Annotated in this window: 1 protein-coding gene; it reads right to left on the reverse strand. The window is 45.8% G+C overall.

Annotated features, from left to right (window positions below):
• Nucleotides 1-63 precede the first annotated feature (63 nt).
• On the reverse strand, nt 64-703 hold a 640-nt coding region (locus AB5935_RS27275), incomplete at its 5' end, for a DUF4091 domain-containing protein (RefSeq protein ID WP_368328010.1).

Here is a 703-nt window from a genome sequence, read left to right on the forward strand (position 1 = left end):
CATCGATAGAGTTGCCGCAAACAGTATATACTTTACATCCACCTTCATTTTCAATCAAGCTATTTAAAAAGTACTAAGCAATTTTCTACCATTACGAACCATCTGCGACGCATTTTGTCCATTCAACTTTTCGGGCATGAAACCGGACACTGTCTGATTCAGTTTTTTCAGTTTAGCCACCTCGCCATTTTCTGCAAACTCCTTACGGAGTATTCTGATTTTTTCAGCATCCTGAATACCTTCCACCAAACGTTCCATCCGGATACTACTGCTCCCCGGATATACCAGATAACAGTCTCCGGCTGCCCAAGAACGGAATCGGGAATCGTGAAGCGGATCTTTCGTCCAACTGTTGTATGCCCATCGCAAATAACCATCATATCCTCCGGCAACAGCATGCCACATCAGCCAACTGGCTTCACCCGGTTCGGAGAAAGTAAAAGTGTTGGGATAGGCTTCAATACAGCAGGTATACACAGTAGAGAGCTTTCCACTCCTCCTCCGTTCTTCCCTTACCGAGTCCGGTAACGTATGTCCGTATGCCAGACAAAGATCATACATTTTCGGTTCTATCTCCGGATAATAGTCTCCGGCTCCGGAAACCTTATATCCGGCATCCGCACGAAATATCAAATCGAACGCTTTCTGCATCATACTTTTTTCCCGCTCGTCCATGGCAATAGTCGTTTTCTCGAACCACCCC

The organism is Phocaeicola sp. RTP21198st1_B8_RTP21198_201120 (assembly GCF_040929485.1).
In the GTDB taxonomy this organism is placed as follows: Bacteria; Bacteroidota; Bacteroidia; order Bacteroidales; family Bacteroidaceae; genus Phocaeicola; species Phocaeicola dorei.